This window comes from Streptomyces sp. KL116D, assembly GCF_030766975.1.
Taxonomy (GTDB): Bacteria; Actinomycetota; Actinomycetes; order Streptomycetales; family Streptomycetaceae; genus Streptomyces; species Streptomyces longispororuber_A.
This window is the reverse complement of record NZ_JASERH010000064.1, coordinates 88,829-104,301: the sequence shown is the minus strand read 5'-3', so window position 1 is coordinate 104,301 and position 15,473 is coordinate 88,829. Positions and strand designations below refer to the sequence as shown.

Genomic DNA, 15,473 nt, shown 5'->3' with positions numbered 1-15,473 from the left:
GGTCAGGGAAGCACCTACGGGCGCACCGGCACCACCAGTGGGGCCCCGGTGCGCGGATGCGGGAGGACCTCGACCGGGTGCTGGTAGACGTCCGTGAGCAGCGCCGCGTCGAAGACCTCGGGCGGTGGTCCGACCGCCCGGACGCGGCCGCCGTGCAGCACCGCGGCCCGGTCCGCGTGCGCGGCGGCCAGACCCAGGTCGTGCAGGACGACGACCACCGCGTCACCGGCGGCGGCGCGCTCCCGGCAGATGCGCAGGACCAGTTCCTGGTGGCGCAGGTCGAGCGCGGCGGTCGGTTCGTCCAGGAGCAGCAGCGGCGCCGACTGGGCGAGGACCCGCGCCAGGGCCACCCGGGCGCGCTCGCCGCCGGACAGCGCGGAGAACGGGCGGTCCGTGAACGCCGTCGTGTCCGTCGCCGCCAGCGCCGCCGCGACCGCCTCGTCGTCCCGCTCCTCGTGCGCGGTGCCCGCCCACGGCGCCCGGCCCATCCGGACGACGTCGCCCACCGCGAACGGGAAGGAGAGCGTCGCCGACTGGGGCAACAGGGCGCGGCGCAGGGCCAGTTCGGCGGCCGACCAGGCCGACGCGGCGCGGCCGGCGATGCGGATCCCCCCGGCCGACGGCGCCAGGTCCGCCGAGAGAGCCGCCAACAGGGTTGATTTCCCCGCACCGTTGGGGCCGACCAGAGCGAGCACCTCGCCCGCGCGGACCGTCAGGTCGACACCGGACAGGACGGCGCGGCCGCCGAGTTCCAGGTGCAGGCCGCGGGCCTCGGCGACCGTGTCGCCGGGCGCGTACGGGGTGGGCAGCGTGCGGGAGCGCGGCCCCCGCAGGAGTGTGGTCCAGCGGGCCGTCATGCCCAGCCTCCCTGCTTGCGGCGGGTGCGGCGCAGCAGCCAGAAGAAGAACGGGCTGCCGGTCAGCGCCGTCAGGACGCCGATGGGGAGTTCGGCGGGCGACGCGACCGTACGGGCCGCGAGGTCGGCGCCGACGAGGACGACCGCGCCGCCGAGCGCGCTGCCCGGCACCAGGAAGCGGTGCCCGGGGCCGGCGAGCATCCGCAGCAGGTGCGGGATCACCAGGCCCACGAAACCGATCACCCCGGAGACCGCGACGGCCGCCGCCGTCAGGAGGGCGATGACGAGGATGAGGGTGATCCGGAGCTTCTCGACGTCGACGCCGAGGTGGCGGGCCGGGCGTTCGCCGAGCGCGAGCAGGTCGAGCCGGCGCGAGTACAGCGGGGCGACCAGCAGGCCGGCCGCCGCGCACGGCAGCACCGCGAGCACCTTCGGCCAGGTCGCCTGGGCCAGCGAGCCCAGCTGCCAGAACGTGATCTGGTTGACCGCGGCGGAGTCCGCGTAGGAGAGGAACAGGCCGATCAGGGCGCCCGCGAACGCGTTCACGGCGATGCCCGTGAGGATCAGGGTGACCACTTCGGTGCGGCCGGCCGAGCGGGACATGACGTAGACGATCAGGACCGTCGCCAGGCCCGAGACGAACGCGCAGACCGTGATCGTCCACGTGCCGAGGAAGTTCAGGCCGAGCGCGATGCAGGCGACCGCGCCGACCGCCGCGCCCGACGAGATGCCGATGACGCCGGGTTCGGCGAGCGGATTGCCGAACACGCCCTGCATCAGGGCGCCCGCGCAGCCCAGCGAGGCGCCGATGAGGAGGGCGAGGACGACGCGGGGGAGGCGGACGTTCCACAGCACCGACTCGCCGACCCGGTCGAGCGCCGTGCCGCCCAGGCCGATCCGGTGCTGCACCGAGGAGAGCACGTCGCCCGGCGGGATGTCGTAGGCGCCGATCCCCGCCGAGAGCAGCGCGAGGGCGGTCAGGGCCACGGCCAGGACCACCGTCAGCAGCCAGGCACGGCCCCGGCGCCGGCGTCCGGCGGGTGCGGGCGGGGCCTCGGGGGCCGTCGCCTCGGGTACGGTCGCCGTCACCTCACGCACCGTCCGTTCCGTAGAGCTGGTCGACGAGGGAGCGCAGCACCTGGTCGGTCCGCGGCCCGTAGTTGAGCAGGACCCCGTCCTCGACGGAGACGACCCTGCGGTCGACGCCCGCCGGGGTCTCGGCCACGCCCGGGATCCTGACGAGTCCGTCGACGCCGCCGACCGAGTCGAGTCCCTTGGTCATCACGAGGACGGCGTCCGGCGCGGCCTTCGCCAGCGCCTCGCTGGTGATCGCCGTGAAGTCCTTCCTCAGGCCCGACGCCGCGCCCGCGTCGACCGCCCCGGCCGCTTCCAGCAGCGACCGTGCGCCGGACTCGGCGCCGCCGATGAGGTACACGGAGGCCGAGCCGCGCAGGTAGAGGAAGGCGACGCGGGGCTTGCGGCCCTGGTGGGGCACGTCCTCGCGCACCTTGGTGATCCGGTCCTCGGACCGCTGCGTCAACTCCCGCCCCGCGGCCGGGACTCCGAGGGTGTCGGCGACGGCCTGGATGCGGGTGCCGACGTCGTCGAGTCCCTTCGCCGGGTCGATCACGACGACCGGGACGCCCGCGTCGCGGATCTGCCGCATCGCCTCGACCGGACCGGTCGTCGTCTCGGCCAGGATCAGGTCCGGCTTCAGGGCCAGGGCGCTCTCGGCGGACACGTCGTGGTTGCGGGTGACCACCGGCAGCTTCTTCGCCTGGTCGAACGTGGCGGTGATGTCGCGGGCGACGACGTGCTCGCCGAGGCCGAGCGTGAAGACGATCTCGCTGAGGCTGCCGGACAGCGGCAGGATCCGGTCCGCCTTGCGCACGGTGACCTCGTGCCCGTCGGCCGAGTCGACCGTGACGGGCAGTGCGGGCCGTGGGGTCGTGGCGAGCGGTTCGAGCCGGTTCGCCGTCGTGGCCGCCCCGGCCCCGGACGTCGCGGTGGCCTTGGTGGTGCCGCTCCCCGAGCAGGCGGTGGCGACCAGCGCGCAGGCCAGTACGAGTACGGAGATCAGCACGCCCGGGCGCCGGGAGCGGCGCCGGGGGTGCGCGGGGGCGTCGTGCGTCGGCACGCGGACACCGTCCTGTCGTGGTGAGAGGGGCTGTTGACGGAAGCGAGCATAGTTTAGGTTAGCCTTACCTAAGTCGCCAGGGTCCCTGTGGTGACGACTGGTGTTGGAGACCCGGAGGAACCGCCATGCCCCGACGCGCCCGGATACGCGTCCTCACCGTCGCCCTGTTCACCGCACTGCTCGCCACCCTGCTCCCGGTCACGGGAGCGCACGCCGCGGCCCGCACCGTGCAGGGCGGCCGGCTCGACTGGGGCGTGAAGTCCTCGTTCCAGAGCTACATCACCGGGCCCATCGCGCAAGGGGGTTACTCCCTGACGGGCGGCGCGGCCACCGTCGGCGCGAGCCAGTTCCGGTTCCACTCGGCACGCGGCGCGTACGACGGATCGACCGGCGCCTTCTCGTCCGCCTTCTCCGGCGGCGTGCACTTCGTCGGACACGAGAAGGACGACGGGACGTACGAACTCGACATGACGCTCAGCAACCCGTCCGTCCGCATCACGGGCGGCAGCGGGACGCTGTACGTCGATGTCGTGAGCCGGGCGAAGGGCACCGGGGCGGTCACGTCGTCCCACCAGGTGCCCTTCGCCACCCTCACCCTCGGCGGCATCGACATGAAGGGCGACGGCGACGCCGTGACCCTCAACAACCTGCCCGCCACGCTCACTTCACAGGGCGCCCGGTCCTTCGCCGGCTACTACACCGCGGGCACCGCCCTCGACCCGGTGAGCCTGTCCGCGGACGTCGCGCCCAAGAAGACCGCCGGACAGCCGAAGCCCTCGGCGTCCGCCACGAAGAAGAAGACGAAGGACGCCTCCGGCACGCTCCGGGACGGCGCCGTCGACTGGGGCGTGCGGCGCACCTTCCGCGAGTACGTCACCGGCGACATCGCCCAGGGCGGCTGGAAACTCGCCGACGGCGCGCGGGACGGCGGCGCACTGTTCCGCTTCCCCGACGGCGAAGGCTCCTACGACCGCGAGAAGCAGTCCCTGGACGCCGAGTTCACCGGATCCGTGCGGTTCACCGGCGAGCACGGGCTCGACCTGGAGCTGGCCGACGTGTCCGTCGCCGTCACCGGCGGCAAGGGCACCCTGCGCGCCGACGTGACCAGCGACGGACGGACCACGAAGGACACCGCGCTCGTCACCTTCGCCGCGAAGTCCCTCGCCGTGCGGGACGGGCTCGTACGCGTCGACGAGGCACCCACGGAACTCACCGCCGCCGGAGCGAAGGCGTTCGGCGGGATGTACCGGGCGGGCACCGCCATGGACCCGGTCTCCCTCGCCGTCGCCCTCGACGCGGACGCGAAGCTGCCCGCGCTGCCCGACCTCGGCAGCTCGGCGAGCCCCTCCCCGGGCCCGTCGGACACCCCGAAGACCACCACGCAGGACGCCAAGTCCGCCGCGGCGGCTCCGAGTTCGGGTCTGCCGGGCGGCGCGGTCGCCGCGATCGCCGCCGCCGCGGTGCTCGTCCTCGCGGGAGCCGGCGCCCTGCTGCTCCGCAAGCGGCGCCGCCCGTAACCCCCCTCCCACCCATCAAGGAGAACCACCCCATGGCCCTGACCACCAGACACCCCATAGCCCTCGCCGCCGCCACCGCCGTCGCCCTCGGCACCGGCGCGCTGAGCCTGCCCGCGTTCGCCGCCGACAAGCCGACCGCCGTCGAGCTGAAGGACGGCACCCTCGACTGGGGCGTGAAGGAGTCCTTCCGCAAGTACGTCACCGGCATCGCCGCCGGGACGATCGAGGCGACCGACGGGGCGAAGCAGGCCGCCGGCAACGGGCCCTTCACGTTCACCGACGGGACGGGCAGCTACGACACCACCACCCACGGCACGGACACGGCCTTCAAGGGCGCCGTCCGGTTCGCGTCCACCGCGCACGGCTTCGACATCAGGATCAGCGACGTACAGGTGGTGACCTCCGGCACGAGCGGGCACATCGACGCCGACGTCACCCTCAACGGCACCACGCAGAACGACATCGAGTTCGCCACGCTCGACCTGTCCGCGGTCAAGCCGGGCCAGGGCGCGGGCGGCGCCATGACCTTCAAGGACATCCCGGCCACGCTCACCGCCGCCGGCGCCCAGGCGTTCAACGGCATGTACAAGGAGGGCACGGCCCTCGACCCGGCGACGCTGACCGTCACCGCCGCCGCGTCCTCCCCGTCCCCGTCGCCCTCGACGTCGGCCCCGGCCTCCCCGTCGCCCACGGCGAGCGCCACCCCGTCGGGCAGGCCCAGCACCTCCGCCCCCGCGACCACCGCGCCCTCCGCGACCGGCTCCACCGGTTCCGAGGCGGCCTCCGGCGACATCGCCGACGGCACCCTGGACTGGGGCGTCAAGGAGTCCTTCCGTACGTACATCACGGGACCCATCGCGCACGGCAAGGTCGAACTGAGCGGCGGCGCCGCGAAGAACGGGGCGGTCTACCGGTTCGGCGACGCGAGCGGCAGCTACGACGCCGACGCCAAGTCCCTCGACGCGAAGTTCGCCGGCAAGGTCCGCTTCCTCGGCCACGAGACGGACGGCACGTACACCCTCGACCTGCAGTTCAGCGATCTGCACGTGACGGCGAAGGGCACCGGCGGCAAGCTCCTCGCCGACGTGTCCAGCAAGGACCAGAAGACCGGCAAGGTCGCCACCTACGACGACCTGACCGTCGCCACCCTCAAGCTCGGCTCCGGCGCCCTCACCGCGAAGAACGACATCGTGGAACTCGACGGCGCCGCCGCCACCCTCACCGCCGACGGCGCCAAGGCGTTCGGCGGGTTCTACCAGGCCGGTGCCGCGCTCGACCCGGTCACGGTCGCCGTCTCCCTCGACGAGAACGCCGAACTGCCCGCCGGCACCGGCGGCTCCGGCTCCGGCTCCGGTTCCACGGGCGGCGCCTCGGGCGGCACCACCGCCAACGGCTCGACCGGCACCGGCTCCACGACGGGCGGCGCCGGCGCGCTCGCCAGCACCGGCTCCGACGTCCCGGCGGGCCCGCTCGCCGCGGCCGCCGCGCTGGTCGTCGCCGCGGGCGCCGGCACGGTGTTCGCCACGCGCAGGCGCCGTACGCAGTCCTGACGACCCCGCCCGGCCGTCCGTCGCGTCAGATCAGCGGCGGGCGGCCGAGCCGCGTCATCCGCCACACCGTCCGCCACCGCATCGGACGCCGCTCGCCCGCCGGGGCGCGCACCCCCTCCACGAAACCGCCCGCCCACGCGCGCAGCCCGCCCAGCGACCGCGTGCGCAGCAGGGTCAGCAGCGTCCACGTCGTCAGGTACAGCGGGACGAGCGGGACCGGCAGCCGGCGGCGGGCCAGCCACACCCGGTTGCGCGCGGTCATCCGGTGGTAGACCGCGTGCCGGGCCGGCGACGTCTTCGGGTGCTGGAGCAGCAGCGACGGCTCGTACAGCACCTTCCACCCGGCATCCAGTGCCCGCCAGGCCAGGTCCGTCTCCTCGTGCGTGAAGAAGAAGTCGGCCGGCCAGTCGCCGGTCTCGGCGAGCATCTCCATCGAGAAGGCGTGCCCGCCGCCGAGGAACGCGGTGACGAGGCCGCGCCGCATCGGGTCCTTCGCGCGCAGCCGCGGCACGTGGCGGCGCTGCGTCTCCCCGTGCTCGTCGGCGATCCGGAACCCGACGATGCCGAGCCGGGGATCGGCCGCGTACAGGCCCTGGATCGTGGCGAGGACGTCGGCGTCGACGAGCAGTCCGTCGTCGTCCAGCTCGACCGCCACGTCCACGTCGCCGAACTCCCGCAGCCGGGCGAGCGCCACGTTGCGGCCGCCCGGGCAGCCGAGGTTGTCGTCGAGCTCGACCGTCGTGACCTCGAACGGGTAGCCGGTGTAGGCCGGCAGCACCGTGCCGTTGCCGATCAGGACGACCCGGGCCGGCGCCACGTCCTGCATGGCCACCGAAGCCAGCAGCGCGTCCACGTCCTTGGGCCGGTTGCCCATGGTGACGATGGCCACGCCCAAGCGGGGATGTTCGGTGGTTCGGCGCCTGTCTGTCATGGCGGCGATGGTAGTCGTTCACCTGACGGTCGTTGTCAGTGCGGGCGCCAGCCCGTCTCCGCCGCCCACCGCTCGGCGACGACCGCGATCAGATCGACCACCGGGTCCTTCACGTCCGCGTACGTGCCCGTGTCGTCGACGGCGCCGGCGAGGACGTACTTGAAGCGGGCGTACGCGGCGACGGCCTCCGGGGTGGCGCTCAGCCAGTCGCGGAACAGCAGGGCGAGCCGCTCGTTCGGTGAACCCGCCCCGCGCACGTGGAGGTTGACCGGGTGCGCGTCCCCCGTCCGGCGCGACCAGTACCGCTTGGCCCAGTCGGCGGGATCCTCGCGGTCCTCCCGCCCGGCCGGGACGTGGTCGCGCAGGAACGGCCTGCGCACGAACCCGAGCGCGGCCAGCGGCGCGTCGAACGCGGCGGCCGCGGCGTCCAGATCGGCGACGCTGATCTGCACGTCGTAGATGTCCTTGGCGGCCATCCCCGGCACGGCCGTGGAGCCGATGTGGTCGACGTGCAGCGCCAACGGCCCGAGGGCCGACCGCAGTTGGTCACAGAGCCGTCTGCCGCCCGCCGCCCACCCCGGGTCGTGCGGGACGACGACGGGCTTCTCCCGGTCGGACATTCAGACCTTCTCCAGCGGCCGGTGCGGCTCGGCGGGCAGCTCCACCCGGATCGCGTCCCCGGCCCTGACCGTCCCGCCCGACCGCACGACGCTCATGACCCCCGCCTTGCGGACGACGGCCCCGGTCTCCGGGTCCAGGCCCACGACCCGCTTGAGGAGCCCGTCCTGGAAGTGGTTGATCTGCCGGCACGGATTGCGCAGCCCGGTGACCTCGACCACGGCGCCGCCCCCGCCGAGGTGCAGGAGGGTGCCGGTGGGCAGGGCCAGCAGGTCGACGCCGCTCGTGGTGACGTTCTCGCCGAGCTCGCCCGGCCGGACCTCGTGCCCGTCCGCCGCGAGCTCCGCGAACAACTCCTCGTGCATCAGGTGGACCTGGCGCAGGTTCGGCTGCGTCGGGTCCTGCGCCATCCGCGAGCGGTGCTTCACCGTGACCCCCGCGTGCACGTCGCCCTCGACCCCGAGCCCCGCGAGCAGCGTGATGCCGTCCCGGTTCGGCTTGGTGAAGGAGTACGTGCCGTTGCTGCTGACCGCCGTGACGACCCCGCCGTCCGGAGCGGCGGGCGGGGTCAGGGAGCGCTCCGCGACCCTGGCCACGTGCGCGGTGAGCGCGCCGCGGGCGTCGGGGGTGAGGGTGCCGAGGGCCACCAGGGCCGTGACCACCACGTCGCACAGCTCAGACTCGACGTCCTGCCAGGTGTGGCTGACGCCCTTGCGCGGATTCTGGCCGACCGCGCCGATGACGGCCTCGGCGACCTCGCCCACCTCCTCCGAAAGTTTCAGCATCCGCAGGAGGAGGGCCTCCCGGCCGGGTCGCTCGTTGCTCCCGTCGAGCCAGGCGCGGAGCCGGTCGATGGTGGTCCAGAGATCGTCATCGCTCGTCACGTTCGGCGAGCCTATGCGCTGTCCTCCTCCTCGTTCACCCCCTTTTCCCGCGAGGTGTCCCGCGAGGCGACCACGGCGAGCGCCGCCGCGCCCGCCCCGACCAGCGCCGCCGGCACCATCCAGTGCCGGTCGAGGGCGTGCCCCAGCGCGTGGTCGAGGGAGTAGCGGCCGGCGCCGGTCACCGCGAGGCCCGCGGCGACGAAGCCGAGGAACGCCGGGTACTCGTAGCCGCCGTTCATGGCGAAGAACCCGTTCGGCGCGTGCACGGCCGCCGCACCCGCCATCGTCCCGGCCGCGGCCGCCCCGCCCACCGGCGTCGCGAGCCCGAGCGCGAGCAGCGCGCCGCCGCCCGCCTCGCCGAGCCCGGCCGCGAGCGCGCTCGCCTTGGGCGGGCGGTACCCCATGGCGTCCATGGCGGCCGTCGTCCCGGAGACGCCACCGCCGCCGAACCAGCCGAGCAGCTTCTGCGACCCGTGGGCCGCGAGGACCGCGCCGGTGCCCAGCCGCAACGCGAGCAGCCCCAGGTCACGGCGGTTCCAGCAGGACGTACGTGCCGTACGAAATCGTGTGCAGGTCATGTCTCCACCGTCCGGCAGATGCCCGGCCCGCACGCGGCGCACGGGCCCGTTCGGGTGGCGGGTGCCCGGGCCCGGTGCAAGTGTGGGCAGCATGCCTATCCAGACCGCGAAGCTCAGCGATCCGGCGGTCCGCGCCTTCGTCACGGCGCTGAACGCCCACGACCAGGAAGCCTTCCACGCCGTCCTCGCGCCCGGCGCGACCATGGCGGACGACGGCAGCGAACGGGACCTCGACGACTGGACGGCCCGCGAGATCTTCGACTCGAACGGCCACATGGAGGTCGAGAAGGAGACCGCGGCGGGCCGCGGCCTCGTCGCCCGCTACCGCAACGACGCCTGGGGCGAGATGCGCACCCAGTGGAAGTTCGACGTGGAGGGCGGCAAGGTCGTCCGGTTCGAGACCGGCCAGGCCTGAACACCCCGCTCGCCGCCGCCTGTTGACCTCGCGTGCGCTCCAACTCCTAGCGTCCTGCGGCATGGACACAGCGACAGGTACGTTCACCAGGACGCTCGGCAGGAGCGGCATCGAGGTCAGCGCCGTCGGCTTCGGCTGCTGGGCCATCGGCGGCGAGTGGCAGGACCCGGACGGCAATCCGCTCGGCTGGGGCAAGGTCGACGACGACGAGTCGGTGCGCGCCGTGCGGCGCGCCCTCGACCTCGGCGTCACCTTCTTCGACACGGCCGACGCCTACGGCACGGGACACAGCGAGCGGATCCTCGGCCGCGCGCTGGGCCGCCGCCGCGACGACGTCGTCATCGCCACCAAGTGGGGCAACGTCTTCGACGAGGCGACCAGGACCCTCACCGGCAGCGACGACTCACCCGAGCACGCCCGCCGCGCCCTGACGGCCTCCCTCGGCCGGCTCGGCACGGACCACGTCGACCTCTACCAGCTGCACATCTCCGAGGCCGACCCGGAGCGCGCCGCCCGGCTCCGCGACACCTGCGAGGAGTTCGTCCGCGAGGGGCTCGTGCGCGCCTACGCGTGGAGCACCGACGACCCCGACCGGGCCCGGGTCTTCGCCGCGGGCCCGCACTGCGCCGCCGTCCAGCACCGCCTCAACGTCCTCCAGGACGCCCCCGAACTCCTCGCCCTCTGCGAGGAGTCGGGGCTCGCCAGCATCAACCGCAGCCCGCTCGCCATGGGCCTGCTCGGCGGCGGCTACGGCGCCGGGCGGGCGCCCGCGGCCGGTGACATCCGCAGCGCCCCGCCCGCCTGGCTGCCCGGCTTCGCCGCGGGCGGCGGCGCCGAACCGGACTGGCTGGCCCGCGTCGACTCGCTGCGCTCCGTGCTCACCAGCGGCGGCCGCACCCCGGCGCAGGGCGCGCTCGCCTGGCTGTGGGCCCGCAGCCCGCGGACCGTGCCGATCCCCGGCTTCCGCACGGTGGCGCAGGCCGAGGAGAACGCGGGCGCGCTCGCCCACGGCCCGCTGACCCCGGCCGAGCTGGCCCAGGTGGAGGTCATCCTGGGCCGCGCCTAGGGCCTCCCGGCTAGGGGATCGGTACGGCCGTCCCGCTCACCCGCACCCGGGCGTCGCCCTCCCGCAGCGTCACCGTCAGGGTGCCGGGGCGGCCCATGTCGGCGCCCTGGTGCAGGGTGATCGCGGCCTCGGCCGGCACCAGGCCGAGCTCCCGCAGATACGCCCCGAACGCGGCGGCCGCCGCACCCGTCGCCGGGTCCTCGACCACCCCGCCGACCGGGAACGGATCCCGGACGTGGAAGGTGAAGTCGGCCTCCCGCCACACCAGTTGGACCGTGGTGAGGTCGAGCCTGCACATGAGCGCGAGCAGCCGGTCGAAGTCGTACGACAGGTCGGCGAGGCGCTCACGGGTGGCCGCCGCCAGCACGAGGTGGCGGGCGCCCGCGTAGCCGATGCGGGGCGGCAGGGCGGGGTCGAGGTCGGCCGCGGGCCAGCGCAGCGCCTCCAGCGCCTCGGCGAGGTCGGCGTCCGCCACGTCCTCGACGTGCGGTGCGACGCTGGTGAGGGTGGCGCGGAGCAGGCCGTCGGCGTCCTCGACGGTGACCGGGACCTCGCCGGCCGGGGTGTGGAACAGGTAGTCCCCGGTGCCGTCGCGCTCCGCGAGGGCCACGGCCGTGGCGACGGTGGCGTGCCCGCAGAACGGGACCTCGGCCTTGGGGCTGAAGTAGCGCACGGTGTAGGCGCGGTCGCCTCCGGCGGGGGGTGGGGTCACGAACGCGGATTCGCTGTATCCCAGGTCGGCGGCGATCTTGAGCATGTCGTCGTCGCTCAGCGCGGAGGCGTCGAGCACGATCCCTGCCGGGTTGCCTCCGGCGGGGTGGGCGGCGAAAGCGGTGTAGCGCAGCACGTTGGTCATGCTGCGCATTCTCTCTGTCCGCGCGCCCCGCGGTACCGATCGCGTCTGCCACGCGGGCCTTTCGTCGCGGACTCCGCCCCGGTGGGGCTTCTCGCGCAGTTCCCCGCGCCCCTGAAGGCATGCGCTACGCGCACCCTTCTCCCCGGGGGAGAAGCCGCACCGCAGGTGCGCATCCCAGGGGCGCGGGGAACGGCGCGAGAAGCCCCACGCACCCGCACCCCGCGACGAAACACCAACCCGGCAGACGCGGTCGGCCTTTCAGGGGCGCGGGGAACTGCGCGAGAAGCCCCACGCACCCGCAGACGACCCGGCACATCCGCCGGAACGGTCAACCGCGGCCGACGTACGGCATGTTCGTGGCGAGGACCGTCGCGAACTGGACGTTCGCGTCGAGCGGGAGTTCCGCCATGTGCCGCACCGTCCGCGCCACGTCCCCCACGTCCATCACCGGCTCCGCCGCCAGCTCCCCGTTCGCCTGGAGGATCCCGGACCGCATGCGCTCCGTCATGTCGGTCGCCGCGTTGCCGATGTCGATCTGGCCGCAGGCGATCCGGTACGGACGCCCGTCCAGGGAGAGCGACTTGGTCAGCCCCGTCAGGGCGTGCTTCGTCGCCGTGTACGCGATCGAGCGCGGCCGCGGCGTGTGCGCCGAGATGGAGCCGTTGTTGATGATCCGCCCACCCTGCGGCTCCTGCTCCTTCATCTGCCGGAACGCGGCCTGCGCGCACAGGAACGCCCCGTTGAGGTTGGTGTCGACGACGTGCCGCCACGCGTCGTACTCCAGGTCCTCCACCGGCACCCCGCCGGGACCGAACGTACCCGCGTTGTTGAACAGCAGGTCCAGCCGCCCGAACCGGCCCCGCACGGCGCCGAAGAGGGCCGCCACGTCGTCCGGGCTCGACACGTCCGCCCGGACGGCGAACGCGTCCGTGCCCGGGGCGAGGGCCACCGTCTCCTCCAGCGTCGCCGGGCGCCGCCCCGCGAGCGCCACCCGCCAGCCGGCGCGCAGCAGTTCCAGCGCGACGGCCCGGCCGATGCCGGAGCCCGCGCCCGTGACCACGGCGGTTCTCGTCTCTTCGGTTCGCGATGCGTCCATGAGGCCGCAGGGTACGGGGGCCGCGGCCACCTGGAGATCACCGATCCGCCATGTGGCTGTTGTGTACGTGACAGTCGGCCGTCGTCCCGGCCCACTCGAATTCCCCTGGCAACTACAGACATCAGCAGTCAGGGGAGGGGCTCCATGTCGAACGTACCGCAGCACGCACCCGAACTCCGCGTCGCCGCCCAGCACTTGGGCCGCCGTCGCTTCCTCACCGTCACCGGCGCCGCCGCCGCGCTCGCCTTCGCGACCAATCTGCCGACCGCCGGCACCGCGGCCGCCGCCGAACTCGACGCCCGCAAGATAACCAACGATCCGTTCACCCTCGGCGTCGCCTCCGGCGACCCGCTGCCCGAGTCCGTGCTGCTGTGGACGCGGCTCGCCCCGACGCCGTACGAGACCGGCAGCGGCCTGCCCGCCGAGCGCGTCGAGGTGAAGTGGGAGCTCGCCCACGACGAGCGGTTCAAGCGCGTCGTCAGACGCGGCACGACCACCGCGCACCCGGAGTTCAACCACTCCGTGCACGTCGAGGTCGACCACCTCGCGCCCGGCCGCGTCTACTACTACCGCTTCCGCACCGGCAGCTGGGTCAGCGAGACGGGCCGCACCCGCACCGCGCCCGCCGCCGGCCGCCACGTCTCGGACCTGACGCTCGCCGCGGTCTCCTGCCAGGCGTACCACGACGGCTACTTCACCGCGTACCGGCACCTCGCCCAGGACGACGTCGACGTCGTCTTCCACCTCGGCGACTACCTCTACGAGTACGCGGTCACGTCCGTCGGCGGCGCCCGCAAGTACACGGACCGCGTCCTGCCCGACGTGTTCAACCGCGAGACCGTGACCCTCGACGACTACCGGCTGCGCTACGCCCTCTACAAGTCCGACCCGGACCTGCGGGCCGCGCACGCCGCCCACCCCTTCGTCGTCACCTGGGACGACCACGAGACCGAGAACAACTACGCCGACGACACCTCCGAGAACGACGACCCGCCGGCCGAGTTCCTGCTGCGCCGCGCCTCCGCGTACCGCGCGTACTGGGAGAACCAGCCGCTGCGCCGCCCCCAGCTCCCGCACGGCCCCGACGCCCAGCTCTACCGCCGGCTCGGCTGGGGCCGCCTGGCCCAGTTCGACATCCTCGACACCCGCCAGTACCGCACCAACCAGGCCAACGGCGACGGCTGGAAGTCGCCCACGCCCGAGTCCGAGGCCGCGTCCCAGACGCTGCCCGGCTTCACCCAGGAGCGCTGGCTGACCGACGGCTGGCGGCGCTCGCACGCCCTGTGGAACGTGGTCCCGCAGCAGGTCACCTTCTCCCGCCGCAACAACCCCGCGGCAGGCGACACCACGCTCTCCATGGATTCCTGGGACGGCTACCCGGCGTCCCGCGAGCGCCTGCTCAAGGGCGCGGACGCGGCCCGCGTGGAGAACCTCATGGTGCTCACCGGTGACGTCCACGTCTCCTACGCCATGGACATCAAGCGGGACTTCGACGACCCGGCGTCGCGCACGGTCGGCACGGAGATCGTCACCACGTCGATCACCAGCGGCAAGGACGGTTCGGCGAAGCCGTCCAACTGGGCCGGCTACCTGGCCCGCAACCCGCACATGAAGCACTACAACGGCCAGCGGGGTTACGTCACCGTGGCCCTCGGTGAGCGCGAGGCCCGCGCCGACTTCAAGACGGTCTCCGCGGTCACGGTCCCCGGCGCCCCGCTCACCACGGCCGCATCCTTCGTCACCGCCGTGGGCGACCAGGGTCTCCGCCCGGCGTAAGGCCGGTGGGGGCTGGTCGCGCAGTTCCCCGCGCCCCTGAGATGCGCACTCCGTGCGCCATCTCAGGGGCGCCGCCCGATGGGGCTGCGGCGGAGCCGCATGCTCCAGGGGCGCGGGGAACTGCGCGAGAAGCCCCACGGGCCCGCAGCCGCCGACGCGACCCGAACCCGCGGCAGACGGGAATCCTCACCGCTCCCCGGGGTACCGCACCCCGACGGCCGCCCGCACCCGGTCCAGCGTCCGCATCACACCCAGCGACCCGTCCAACGGCACCAGCGGAGACTCCGTGTCACCCGCCCGCAGCCGACGCATGACCTCGACCGCCTCGTGCCGCATGGAACTCCGCGGCCCGTCCTCCGGCGCCGCCACGAACTCCTCCGGCTCCCGCCCGTCCCGGTGCAGCACGAACCGCTCCGGGTAGAAGAACCCGTCCGGCACGTCGATCCGCCCGGCGGACCCGGTGACGGACGCCGTGACGCCCGTACCGGCGTTGATCGCACAGTGCAGCAGCCCCCGCGCCCCGCCCGCCCACGACAGCAGCATCCCGGTCTGCAGGTCGACGCCCTCCTCGGAGAGCTCCGCGGACGCGGTGACCGTCTCCGGCTCGCCGAGCAGCAGATGCGCGAACGACACCGGGTACACACCGAGGTCGAGCGTCGCGCCACCGCCCTGCGCGGGGTCCCGCAGCCGGTGCGAGGGCGGGAACGGGCCGGCCAGCCCGAAGTCGGCCTGCACCGTGCGGACCTCACCGATCGCACCGTCGTCGACCAGCGCCTTGAGCCGCCGGACCAGCGGATTGCAGTACATCCACATGGCCTCCATCAGGAACAGGCCACGCGAGCGCGCCAGCGTCACCAGCTCCTCGGCCTCCCGCACGTTCAGCGTGAACGCCTTCTCGCAGAGCACCGCCCGTCCCGCCTCCAGGCAGAGCCCGGCGGCCTCCCGGTGCGCCGAGTGCGGCGTGGCCACGTACACCACGTCGATGTCCTCGTCGGCGGCGAGCGACGCCCAGTCGCCGTACGCCCGATCGATCCCGAACCGCTCGGCGAACGCCTTCGCCGAGGCGTCCGACCGGGAGGCCACGGCCACCACCTCCGCGTCCGGCAGATCGAGGAGATCCGCCGTGAACGACGCGGCGATCCCGCCCGTCGCGAGAATGCCCCATCGCACGCGCCCTTCGGCCATGCCTGCCA

At 73.8% G+C, this 15,473-nt stretch carries 15 protein-coding genes and 1 pseudogene; 5 read left to right on the top strand and 11 right to left on the bottom strand.

Going from position 1 to position 15,473, the window contains the following annotated elements:
* Window positions 1-14: 14 nt before the first annotated feature.
* The 3 genes from RBJ77_RS26460 to RBJ77_RS26450 are packed head-to-tail and all read right to left on the bottom strand — an operon-like array spanning window position 15 to window position 2,993.
* Window positions 15-857: a heme ABC transporter ATP-binding protein gene (locus RBJ77_RS26460; protein ID WP_372347332.1), complete on the bottom strand. Its 843-nt coding sequence runs from the start codon at window positions 855-857 to the stop codon at window positions 15-17.
* Window positions 854-1,945, bottom strand: a complete 1,092-nt coding sequence (locus RBJ77_RS26455; protein WP_372347331.1) for a FecCD family ABC transporter permease — start codon at window positions 1,943-1,945, stop codon at window positions 854-856. Before RBJ77_RS26455 ends, RBJ77_RS26460 begins: the two co-directional genes overlap by 4 nt.
* Before the next feature lies 1 nt (window position 1,946).
* Complete coding sequence (locus RBJ77_RS26450; protein WP_372347330.1) at window positions 1,947-2,993, bottom strand: hemin ABC transporter substrate-binding protein; 1,047 nt, start codon at window positions 2,991-2,993, stop codon at window positions 1,947-1,949.
* 125 nt (window positions 2,994-3,118) lie between these two features.
* On the opposite strand from RBJ77_RS26450, the gene RBJ77_RS26445 reads away from it, so the two are divergent.
* The gene (locus RBJ77_RS26445; protein ID WP_372347329.1) at window positions 3,119-4,510 is read left to right on the top strand and encodes an HtaA domain-containing protein; all 1,392 of its coding nucleotides are present in this window, start codon (window positions 3,119-3,121) and stop codon (window positions 4,508-4,510) included.
* Between the two features lie 32 nt (window positions 4,511-4,542).
* Window positions 4,543-6,060: an HtaA domain-containing protein gene (locus RBJ77_RS26440; RefSeq protein ID WP_372347328.1), complete on the top strand. Its 1,518-nt coding sequence runs from the start codon at window positions 4,543-4,545 to the stop codon at window positions 6,058-6,060.
* Between the two features lie 25 nt (window positions 6,061-6,085).
* On the opposite strand, the gene RBJ77_RS26435 is transcribed toward RBJ77_RS26440, so the two are convergent.
* The 5 genes and pseudogenes from RBJ77_RS26435 to RBJ77_RS26415 all read right to left on the bottom strand — a co-directional run bounded on the left by RBJ77_RS26435 (window position 6,086) and on the right by RBJ77_RS26415 (window position 9,071).
* Entirely contained in the window at window positions 6,086-6,991 is a 906-nt protein-coding gene (locus RBJ77_RS26435) for a glycosyltransferase family 2 protein (protein WP_372347327.1), read from the bottom strand.
* Window positions 6,992-7,026: 35 nt separating this feature from the next.
* The gene (locus RBJ77_RS26430; RefSeq protein WP_372347326.1) at window positions 7,027-7,611 is read right to left on the bottom strand and encodes a GrpB family protein; all 585 of its coding nucleotides are present in this window, start codon (window positions 7,609-7,611) and stop codon (window positions 7,027-7,029) included.
* Entirely contained in the window at window positions 7,612-8,181 is a 570-nt protein-coding gene (locus RBJ77_RS26425; protein WP_372347419.1) for an MOSC domain-containing protein, read from the bottom strand. It lies immediately after the preceding gene.
* Window positions 8,179-8,508: pseudogene (locus tag RBJ77_RS26420) on the bottom strand (MazG-like family protein); the annotation flags it as partial. The gene RBJ77_RS26425 and the pseudogene RBJ77_RS26420, both read right to left, overlap by 3 nt.
* Window positions 8,505-9,071, bottom strand: coding sequence for a DoxX family protein (locus RBJ77_RS26415; protein WP_372347325.1), 567 nt, complete (start codon window positions 9,069-9,071; stop codon window positions 8,505-8,507). The gene RBJ77_RS26415 and the pseudogene RBJ77_RS26420, both read right to left, overlap by 4 nt.
* Before the next feature lie 91 nt (window positions 9,072-9,162).
* On the opposite strand from RBJ77_RS26415, the gene RBJ77_RS26410 reads away from it, so the two are divergent.
* Together RBJ77_RS26410 and RBJ77_RS26405 are read left to right on the top strand one after the other, a co-directional pair.
* Window positions 9,163-9,486 (top strand): nuclear transport factor 2 family protein, encoded by a 324-nt coding sequence (locus RBJ77_RS26410; RefSeq protein ID WP_372347324.1) that lies wholly within the window; start codon window positions 9,163-9,165, stop codon window positions 9,484-9,486.
* A 61-nt stretch (window positions 9,487-9,547) separates the two neighbouring features.
* A complete protein-coding gene (locus RBJ77_RS26405) occupies window positions 9,548-10,552 on the top strand; it encodes an aldo/keto reductase (RefSeq protein WP_372347323.1) in 1,005 nt (334 codons plus the stop codon).
* Between the two features lie 10 nt (window positions 10,553-10,562).
* On the opposite strand, the gene RBJ77_RS26400 is transcribed toward RBJ77_RS26405, so the two are convergent.
* Both RBJ77_RS26400 and RBJ77_RS26395 read right to left on the bottom strand, forming a co-directional pair.
* Window positions 10,563-11,408 (bottom strand): PhzF family phenazine biosynthesis protein, encoded by an 846-nt coding sequence (locus RBJ77_RS26400; RefSeq protein ID WP_372347322.1) that lies wholly within the window; start codon window positions 11,406-11,408, stop codon window positions 10,563-10,565.
* Between the two features lie 328 nt (window positions 11,409-11,736).
* Complete coding sequence (locus RBJ77_RS26395) at window positions 11,737-12,504, bottom strand: SDR family oxidoreductase (RefSeq protein ID WP_372347321.1); 768 nt, start codon at window positions 12,502-12,504, stop codon at window positions 11,737-11,739.
* Window positions 12,505-12,648: 144 nt separating this feature from the next.
* Between RBJ77_RS26395 and RBJ77_RS26390 the strand changes: the two genes are divergently transcribed.
* A complete protein-coding gene (locus RBJ77_RS26390; RefSeq protein ID WP_372347320.1) occupies window positions 12,649-14,280 on the top strand; it encodes an alkaline phosphatase in 1,632 nt (543 codons plus the stop codon).
* Window positions 14,281-14,466: 186 nt separating this feature from the next.
* On the opposite strand, the gene RBJ77_RS26385 is transcribed toward RBJ77_RS26390, so the two are convergent.
* Window positions 14,467-15,465 carry a Gfo/Idh/MocA family protein gene (locus RBJ77_RS26385; RefSeq protein WP_372347319.1) on the bottom strand — a complete coding sequence of 333 codons (999 nt, stop codon included), beginning with the start codon at window positions 15,463-15,465 and terminating at the stop codon, window positions 14,467-14,469.
* Between the last annotated feature and the right edge of the window lie 8 nt (window positions 15,466-15,473).